Below are 6,420 nucleotides of genomic sequence, written 5' to 3'. Positions count from 1 at the left end.
TCCAGAGTCCCTCCGCGGAAAGATTCTGGATTGCTTCGCTGCGCTCGCAATGACGAGTGGAGAGAGTGACGGCCTCACACCGCCTGCGGCGTCCGGATCTCCCGCGGCAGGATGATCGCGGCGGCGATCGCGAGCAGGCAGAGGCCGGCGAAGGCGTGCAGCATGGTGACGAAGCCGCCCTGCTCGTAGAGCCAGGCGACCAGCCCGACCGACGCGCCGGCCGCGGTGAAGCCGACGAAATAGCGCACGGCATAGGCGCGCGAGCGCCATTCCTCGGTGGTGTACTTGCCGACCATGGCATCGTTGACCGTGACCTGCCCGAACGCGCCCATGACAATGCCGATCGACACCAGGATTAGCGGCAGATTGTTCAGGCTCGCGGCCAGATACAGGAACGGCGCCAGCATGAAGGACAGCGGCAGCGCCACCGTCTTCAGCGAATAGCGGTCGAGCAGCCGGCCGATCGTGTACTGGGTCATCGCGCCGAACACGTAGACGCAGGCGGCGATGACGCCGAGCAGCGCCGGGCTGCTGGTCAAGTCCGCGAGCCGCTCGGCAAACAGCTTCGGCAGCGCGACGGTGACGGCGTTGAAGGTCGTGGAGATCGCGATCACGACGATCAGCAGCGCCAGGATCACGCGCCACATGTCCTGCCTGGCGACGCGCGCCTGGGCCGCCGCCTGTTTCGAGCCCTTGCGGTCCTCGTGCACGACCATCGACGCAAAAGCGATGCCGATCAGGATCGTGACCACGCCGGGGACGATGAAGGCAAAGCGCCAGCCGAAATACTGGCCTATCACGCCGGTGACCAGGGCTGAGGAGGCGACGCCGAGATTGCCCCAGACGCCGTTGATGCCCATCTCGCGGCCGAGCCGGTCGGCATAGGACACGATCATCGCGGTGCCGACCGGATGGTAGATCGAGGCGAAAATGCCGATCGCGAGCAGCGCGGCACCGAGCTGCGCAGGGGTCTGCACCAGGCCGACCGCAATCATGGAGGCGCCGATGCCGATGAAGAAGATCAGCATCATGTGGCGGCGGCTCCAGCGGTCCCCCAGCCAGCCGGTGAGCAGCGAGCCCGCGCCGAAGGCGACGAAGCCCGGCGTCGCGTAAGGCAAGAGTTCCGAATAGGCCATGCCGAGCGCCGGGCCCATGATGATCACGGCGGCGGCGAAGATCAGCATCGAATAATGGTCGATGAAATGGCCTGCGTTGACGAAACCGATCACCCGGCTGGGGCTGTTCATGCGAATCCTCTCCTGCTCCGAAATGAGTTATATGTCGTGCCCATGACGGGATGCTGCCAATGACTGTCTTGAAAAGGCCAATCTTGGAAACGCCAATCTTGGAAACGCCAATCCTGCGGGAGGTCCGGAGCAATCACCGCTCGCCCGCGGGCGTGCACCTGGTCGCCCGCGATTATCCCAGGGGAATGCGGATCGAGCCGCACCTGCACCGCGAGGCGCAGCTGATCTATGCCGCCAAGGGCACGATGCAGGTGACGACGCCCGGGGGACGCTGGCTGGTGCCGCCGGACCGCGCGGTCTGGGTCCCGGCCGGGCTCGAGCATGCCATCGACCTGCTCGCCGACATCGAGATGCGGACGCTGTATTTCGACCTGCCCTGGCTGAGGCGGCAGCCGCGCTATGACGGCCTGACCAGGGAGTTCGTGGTGCGGGTGTCGCCATTGCTCAATCAGGCGATCCTCGCGCTGTTCGACGCGCGCAATACCGAGGAGCGCACCGAGCTGCTGGTGCGCCTGGTGATGCTGGAATTGCACCAGGCCGAGGATTCCGCGACCTTCGTGCCGCTGCCCCGCGAGCCGCGCTGCCGCCGCGCCGCGTTGATCGTGCTCGACGACCCTACCGGCCTGCATGACATCGACACGCTGGCGCGCGAGGTCGGAACCTCGGCGCGCACGCTGTCGCGGCTGTTCTCGAGCGAGACGCAGCTGAGCTTCAAGAGCTGGTGCCAGCGCGCGCGGATCGCTTCCGCGATCCAGCTGATATCGACGGATGCCAGCATGTCGGTGAAGCAACTCGCCACCCAGCTCGGCTACGCCAGCGTGCCGGCGTTTTCGGCCGCGTTCCGGCAGGTGACCGGGCGGACGCCGACGGAGTTTGCCACACACTCGGTGTCGTCGCCCGGCTTGACCGGGCGACCCAGTACGCCGAGACGGCTCAGCTAGGACGGAGAAGCCGCGGCGTACTGGATGCCCCGGTCAAGCCGGGGCATGACGGCGCGTTTGGAATAAGCAACCTCCGCCACAGCAACGTTCCGTGCGGCATGCCGCCATTCACCAGACGCACGGCCCGACTAAAGTTGCCGGATTCCGCCGCTTGATTGTGATCGGCTTCCGCCCAAATCTTGTGTAAACTTCCGCATCGCACAAACCTGACACGAAAGCCCAGATGGCCAACGCCTTCTTCTCCGACCTGCTCGCCACCATCTCCGAGCGCGGCCGCACGCTGCTTCGCCGCGGCGACTCCGCCGATACCAAACGCGATGCCGATGGACTGCTCGAACTCTGCGATGCGCTCTTGTCGGGCCGGGGCGAAGCCTCTGGCACCGCGATGGCGCGCGAGGTGCTCGACATCTACCGGGAGCTGGACGCGGCAGGACGCCGCGCCTTCTTCGAGGGCCTGGTGCGTGACTTCGGCCCCGATCGGGAGCGCCTGGCGCAGGCGATCGAGCAATGGCGCGCCGAGCCCAGCGACGAGGACGCGAGCTCGCTGCACTTCGCCTCCGAGCCGCGACGGCAGGAGCTGATCCGCCGCCTCAACCGCGCACCGGGCGGCACCGGCGATCTCGTCAACATGCGGGCCGACCTGCTCGGCATGATGAACGGACACACCGATCTTGCCGCGCTCGACCGCGACGTCTCCCATCTTCTCTCTTCGTGGTTCAACAGGGGGTTTCTCGTGCTGCGCAGGATCGACTGGTCGACCCCGGCCAACATCCTCGAAAAGATCATCCGCTACGAGGCCGTGCACGAGATCTCCGACTGGGACGATCTGCGCCGCCGCATCGATCCCGTCGACCGCCGCTGCTACGCGTTCTTCCATCCCGCGATGGTCGACGAGCCCCTGATATTCGTCGAGGTGGCGCTGACCGAGACCATCCCCGGCGCGATTGCACCCTTGCTCGCGGTCGACCGCCAGCATCTTCCGATCGAGCGCGCGCGAACCGCCGTGTTCTATTCGATCTCCAACACCCAGCGCGGCCTGGGCGGCATCTCGTTCGGCAGCTTCCTGATCAAGCAGGTCGTGGAAGAGCTGCGCCGCGAACTGCCGAAGCTCGATACCTTCGTCACTCTGTCCCCGGTGCCCGGCTTCATGGCATGGGTGAAGCAGGACAAGGACCTGCCGCTGTCGGACGAGGACCGCGAGGTGCTGAAGCGTCTCGACGATCCCAAATGGTTCGAGAGCCCCGAGACGGCGACGCTGCTTCGCGGCGTGCTGGAGCCGCTCGCCGCGCACTATTTCCTCAGGGCGCGTACGTCGAAGGGCCGCCTGATCGACTCCGTCGCCCGCTTCCATCTCGGCAACGGCGCAAGGCTCGAGCGCATCAACTGGCTCGGCGACCTCTCGCCAAAGGGCGTACGCGAGTCCGCCGGCATCATGGTGAACTACCTCTACCGCCTCGACGACATCGAGAAGAACCACGAGGCCTACGCCAATGACGGCGAGGTGGTTGCCTCGAGCGCGGTGAAGAAGCTGCTGAAGGGCGAAGGACGGCGGTTGCTGGATATGCGGTTGTCGTAGGTGGAATGGCAGACGGCCACCCCACCGTCATTGCGAGGAGCCCTTGCGACGAAGCAATCCAGACCGCTTCGGCGGAAAGATTCTGGATTGCTTCGCTGCGCTCGCAATGACGGTGAATGTGGCAGGCGCCTGCGCTTGAGTACCGCTTTCCAGGCTCAAATCAGCGTGTCGTACAAATCGGTCCAGTCCGGATTGATGCTCTCGATCAGCGCAAGCTTCTTCGCCCGACTGCCGCCCTTGATCTGCTTCTCGCGCGCAATCGCGTCAGTCATGGTCGCGTGCAGCTCGTACCAGACGAGGAGCTTGCAGCCGTACTTCGACGAGAAACCCTTTACCAAACCCTCACGATGTTCGAACGCACGGCGCGGCGGGTTCGAGGTGACACCGACGTATATCGTCCCGTTGCGACGATTGGCGAACATGTAAACGCAAGGCTGTTTCATGCTTTCGCTCGATTGGAATGAGCGCCTACCATATCACAACCGCGAGATAGTTTCGAGGCCTCACCCCACCGTCATTGCGAGGAGCCCTTGCGACGAAGCAATCCAGACTGCTTCCGCAGAAGGATTCTGGATTGCTTCGCTGCGCTCGCAATGACGGAGTGTGTGGCGACAGCCGGCGCTACTCCGCCAGCGCCTTCATTTCCTTGTAGAGATCGGACTTGCCTTCGAAGCCGATGCCTGACAGTTCCGGCATGGTGATGTGGCCGTTCTCGACGCGGACGCCGTCCGGGAAGCCGCCATAGGGCTGGAACAGATCGGGATAGCTTTCGTTACCGCCGAGACCGAGGCCGGCGGCGATGTTGAGCGACATCTGGTGGCCGCCATGCGGGATGCAGCGGCTGGGGGACCAGCCGTGGGTCTTCAGCACCTCCAGCGTGCGCTGGTATTCGCACAGGCCGTAGGACAGCGCGCAGTCGAATTGCAGCCAGTCGCGGTCCGGGCGCATGCCGCCGTAGCGGATCAGATTGCGGGCGTCCTGATGGCTGAACAGGTTTTCGCCCGTCGCCATCGGGCCGGGATAGAATTCGGCCAGCGCGGCCTGCAGCGCGTAGTCGAGGGGATCGCCGGCCTCCTCGTACCAGAACAGCGGATAGTCGCGCAGCATCTTGGCGTAGGCGATGCCGGTCTCCAGGTTGAAGCGGCCGTTGGCGTCGACGGCGAGCTGCGCGTCCTTGCCGATCTCTTCCAGCACGGCCTCGATGCGCTTGCGGTCCTCGCCGATATCGGCACCGCCGATCTTCATCTTCACGACGTTGTAGCCGCGGTCGAGATAGCCGCGCATCTCGCCGCGCAGCATCGACAGGCCCTTGCCGGGATAGTAATAGCCGCCGGCGGCGTAGACGAACACGCGTGGATTGGCGGTCACGCCGTGACGTTCGGCGAGCAGACGAAACAGCGGCTTGCCCGCGATCTTCGCCACCGCGTCCCACACCGCCATGTCGATGGTGCCGACCGCGACCGAGCGCTCGCCATGGCCGCCCGGCTTCTCGTTGGTCATCATCGCGGCCCAGACCTTGTCGGGGTCGAGATTGTCGCCACTCGCATTGAGCAGCGACTTCGGATCGGCTTCGAGGATGCGCGGGGCGAAGCGTTCGCGGATCAGGCCGCCCTGCCCGTAGCGGCCGTTCGAGTTGAAGCCATAGCCGACGACGCGCCTGCCGTCGCGCACGACGTCGGTGACGACGGCAACGAGGCTCGTCGTCATCCTGGTGAAGTCGATATAGGCATTGCGGATCGGGGACGAGATCGGCTTGGTGATCTCGCGGACGTCGACGATGCGGACGGACATGGGGTGGCCTTTCACTTTCGTCATTGCGAGGAGCGAAGCGACGAAGCAATCCAGACTGCCTCAACGGTGAGATTCTGGATTGCTTCGCTTCGCTCGCAATGACGTGGAGAGAGCGCGGCGCGGGCTCAGAAAACTATTCCTTATCCCTGAAATACGGCTCGACCGGCCCATGCACCTTGATAGTCAGCGGGTTGCCGTGGCGGTCCTTGGCGTTGCCGGCGGCGACGCGGACCCAGCCTTCGCTGATGCAGTATTCCTCGACATTGGTCTTCTCGATGCCCTTGAAGCGGATGCCGACGTCGCGCGCCAGGATGTCCGCGTTGTAATAGGGGCTGTTCGGATCGACCGACAGACGGTCGGGAAATTCGTCGCTCATGATTGTCTCGCTCACAACAGTGTTTCGATTTGCTGCCGCAATCCTTCGGGCCGTGCGGTCGGCGCGTAGCGCGCAACCACCTTGCCGGCACGGTCCACCAGGAATTTGGTGAAATTCCATTTGATGGCGGCACCGAGAAGGCCGGATTGCTGGCGTTTCAGGTACTCGTACAACGGATGCGCCTTCGGCCCGTTGACGTCGATCTTCGCGAACAGGGGAAAGGTGACGTCGTAATGGGTCGAGCAGAACTCCTGGATCTCGCGCGCCTGCCCCGGCTCCTGCGCGCCGAACTGGTTGCAGGGAAAGCCGAGCACCGAAAAGCCGCGCGGGGAGAGATCGCGGTGGAGATCCTCGAGGCCGCGATATTGCGGCGTGAAGCCGCATTTGCTCGCGGTGTTGACGATCAGCAGCACCTGCCCCTCGAAACGCCTCATCGGCACCTCCTCGCCGGCAAGCGAGTTGGCCTTGAAGTCGTAAATGGCCGTCATC

Annotated in this window: 7 protein-coding genes; 2 read left to right on the top strand and 5 right to left on the bottom strand. The window is 64.5% G+C overall.

From position 1 onward, the window contains the following. Positions 1-74: 74 nt before the first annotated feature. Entirely contained in the window at positions 75-1,247 is a 1,173-nt protein-coding gene (locus AX729_RS02685; RefSeq protein WP_061020359.1) for an MFS transporter, read from the bottom strand. 50 nt (positions 1,248-1,297) lie between these two features. Here AX729_RS02685 and AX729_RS02680 point away from each other — a divergent pair, with 50 nt between their 5' ends. Both AX729_RS02680 and AX729_RS02675 read left to right on the top strand, forming a co-directional pair. After that, positions 1,298-2,188, top strand: coding sequence for an AraC family transcriptional regulator (locus AX729_RS02680; RefSeq protein WP_061020358.1), 891 nt, complete (start codon positions 1,298-1,300; stop codon positions 2,186-2,188). Positions 2,189-2,411: 223 nt separating this feature from the next. Then, positions 2,412-3,764: a malonyl-CoA decarboxylase gene (locus AX729_RS02675; protein WP_061020357.1), complete on the top strand. Its 1,353-nt coding sequence runs from the start codon at positions 2,412-2,414 to the stop codon at positions 3,762-3,764. Between the two features lie 155 nt (positions 3,765-3,919). Here the strand turns inward: AX729_RS02675 and AX729_RS02670 are convergent, their stop codons facing one another. From AX729_RS02670 to AX729_RS02655, 4 genes are all read right to left on the bottom strand, one after another. Further along, positions 3,920-4,207, bottom strand: coding sequence for a GIY-YIG nuclease family protein (locus tag AX729_RS02670; protein WP_061020356.1), 288 nt, complete (start codon positions 4,205-4,207; stop codon positions 3,920-3,922). Between the two features lie 178 nt (positions 4,208-4,385). Continuing rightward, positions 4,386-5,555 carry a D(-)-tartrate dehydratase gene (gene tarD / locus AX729_RS02665; protein WP_061020355.1) on the bottom strand — a complete coding sequence of 390 codons (1,170 nt, stop codon included), beginning with the start codon at positions 5,553-5,555 and terminating at the stop codon, positions 4,386-4,388. Between the two features lie 133 nt (positions 5,556-5,688). Beyond that, positions 5,689-5,931, bottom strand: coding sequence for a DUF3297 family protein (locus AX729_RS02660; protein ID WP_061020363.1), 243 nt, complete (start codon positions 5,929-5,931; stop codon positions 5,689-5,691). Between the two features lie 11 nt (positions 5,932-5,942). Then, on the bottom strand, positions 5,943-6,419 hold the full coding sequence (locus tag AX729_RS02655) for a glutathione peroxidase (RefSeq protein ID WP_061020354.1): 477 nt from the start codon (positions 6,417-6,419) through the stop codon (positions 5,943-5,945). Position 6,420: the final 1 nt, after the last annotated feature.

It is taken from the genome of Bradyrhizobium sp. CCH5-F6 (assembly GCF_001556045.1).
Classification (GTDB): domain Bacteria; phylum Pseudomonadota; class Alphaproteobacteria; order Rhizobiales; family Xanthobacteraceae; genus Bradyrhizobium.
The sequence above is the reverse complement of the archived record's forward strand: the minus strand, read 5'-3'. Positions and strand labels throughout refer to the sequence as shown.

Excerpts from the sequence above, each read along its gene's own strand:
- AX729_RS02685 (WP_061020359.1), bottom strand. The coding sequence starts at position 1,247 with ATGAACAGCCCCAGCCGGGTGATCGGTTTCGTCAACGCAGGCCATTTC.
- AX729_RS02680 (WP_061020358.1), top strand. The coding sequence starts at position 1,298 with ATGCTGCCAATGACTGTCTTGAAAAGGCCAATCTTGGAAACGCCAATC.
- AX729_RS02675 (WP_061020357.1), top strand. The coding sequence starts at position 2,412 with ATGGCCAACGCCTTCTTCTCCGACCTGCTCGCCACCATCTCCGAGCGC.
- AX729_RS02670 (WP_061020356.1), bottom strand. The coding sequence starts at position 4,207 with ATGAAACAGCCTTGCGTTTACATGTTCGCCAATCGTCGCAACGGGACG.
- tarD (WP_061020355.1), bottom strand. The coding sequence starts at position 5,555 with ATGTCCGTCCGCATCGTCGACGTCCGCGAGATCACCAAGCCGATCTCG.
- AX729_RS02660 (WP_061020363.1), bottom strand. The coding sequence starts at position 5,931 with ATGAGCGACGAATTTCCCGACCGTCTGTCGGTCGATCCGAACAGCCCC.
- AX729_RS02655 (WP_061020354.1), bottom strand. The coding sequence starts at position 6,419 with ATGACGGCCATTTACGACTTCAAGGCCAACTCGCTTGCCGGCGAGGAG.